Source organism: Paraburkholderia sp. Ac-20347 (genome assembly GCF_017104805.1).
GTDB classification, from domain to species: domain Bacteria; phylum Pseudomonadota; class Gammaproteobacteria; order Burkholderiales; family Burkholderiaceae; genus Paraburkholderia; species Paraburkholderia tropica.
In genome coordinates this window covers 1-1,790 of the sequence record NZ_JAAGPN010000545.1, presented here as the reverse complement: position 1 = coordinate 1,790, position 1,790 = coordinate 1, and the positions used below count along the sequence as shown (strand labels likewise).

The 1,790-nt window shown below is 69.6% G+C and carries 2 protein-coding genes; both read right to left on the bottom strand.

Annotated features, from left to right (window positions below):
• Positions 1 to 204 precede the first annotated feature (204 nt).
• Entirely contained in the window at positions 205 to 1,209 is a 1,005-nt protein-coding gene (gene ltaE, locus G3N97_RS38525) for a low-specificity L-threonine aldolase (RefSeq protein WP_065057617.1), read from the bottom strand.
• Between the two features lie 190 nt (positions 1,210 to 1,399).
• Positions 1,400 to 1,790: peptidoglycan DD-metalloendopeptidase family protein (locus G3N97_RS38520; protein WP_205997958.1), on the bottom strand; the 391-nt coding region annotated here is incomplete at its 5' end.

Here is a 1,790-nt window from a genome sequence, read left to right as displayed (position 1 = left end):
GGCCCGACGCTCGCGCTCGGTCTGGGCGCGGCGTTCTCGGCGGCGGCGAGCATCGTGAGCGGCTTGCGCCTGTTCGCGCCGTCGCACCGCGCGGGGCGCTAGCGCTGGGCCGGTGACGCGCCGAAGCGGCGCGCGCATCGAGCGTTGCGCGATGAATTACGCGACGGGTTGCGCGACGGATTGCGCAACCCGCGCCTGGCTGGATCAGCGCGTGAAGTACGCCTTCACGGCGTCGACGAAGGTGTCGATATCGGCGGCGCTCACGTCCAGATGCGTGACGAATCGCGACGCGTAGAGCATCTGCGTGAGGATGCCGCGCTCCTTGAGCCACGCTTCGAGCGGCGCGCAGTCGGCCTGCGGGAACTGCGCGAACACCATGTTGGTAGCGTGCGACATCACCTTCACTTCATCGATCTGCGCGAGGCCGGCCGCGAGGCGCGCGGCGTTCGCGTGATCGTCGGCGAGACGCTCGACGTGATGATCGAGCGCGTAGAGACACGCCGCCGCCAGCACGCCCGACTGGCGCATGCCGCCGCCCAGCACCTTGCGCCAGCGATGCGCCGACTCGATCAGCGCGCGGCTGCCTACCAGCACCGAGCCGACCGGCGCACCCAGCCCTTTCGAGAAACAGATCGACACCGAGTCGAAGTCCGCCGTGAGCGCCTGCAGCGGCTGATTCGAGCCGACCGCCGCGTTGAACACGCGCGCGCCGTCGAGGTGCGTCGCGAGTCCGCGGTCGTGCGCGAACTGCGTGGCTTCGGCGACATAGGCGGGCGGCAGGATCTTGCCGCCGATGGTGTTTTCGAGCGCCAGCAGACGCGTGCGTGCGAAGTGGTCGTCGATCGGCTTGATCGCGGCGGCGATGCGCTCGAGCGGCAGCGAGCCGTCGGCGGCGTTGTCGAGCGGCTGCGGCTGGATGCTGCCGAGCACCGCCGCGCCGCCGCCTTCGTACTTATACGTGTGCGCGAGTTGGCCGACGATGTATTCGTCGCCGCGTCCGCAATGCGCCATCAGCGCGGCGAGGTTGCTCTGCGTGCCGCTCGGGAAGAACAGGCCCGCTTCCTTGCCCGCCTGCTCCGCCACGCGCGCCTGGAGGCGCAGCACGGTGGGGTCGTCGCCCCAGACGTCGTCGCCGGTTTCGGCGCGGGTCATGGCGGCAAGCATGGCGGGGCCCGGACGGGTGACGGTGTCGCTGCGCAGATCGATCATGCGATGAAGTCCTCGAAGTCCTCGTGGTGGCCGCGCTCAGGCCGCGCGGCGTGGAATCATCGAGTGTATTTTCAAACGGCGCGACGAAGCAACCGTACGAAAAATCGGCGGGGAACGCGGAGGGAAAAACGGGGAGGAGAAAGCGCGGCGCCCGAGCGCCGCGCATCCGTTCGACGGGGAGAAGACGCGCCTAGCGCGAGAGCAGCGGCAGCGGGTCGACGGGCTTGCCGTCGCTGCGCACTTCGAACTGCACGCCCGCGACGCCGTTGTTGTCGACGCCCATTTCGGCGATCGGCTGGCCTTGCGAGACGGCGTCGTCTTCCTTCACGAGCAGTCTGCCGTTATGGCCGTAGGCCGTGACGGTCTGATCGTTGTGCTTGATGATGACGAGCGGGCCATAGGCCTCGATGCCCGTGCCGGCGTAGACCACGCGTCCGGCCGCGGCGGCGCGGACCTGCTCGCCCGGCTGGCCGCCGATCACGATGCCGGTGGACTTGCCCGGCACGAAACGCTGCAGGATCGGACCGCGCGCAGGCCACGCGAGCGTGAGCTGGGGCGCGACGGGCGATGGCACGGCCACA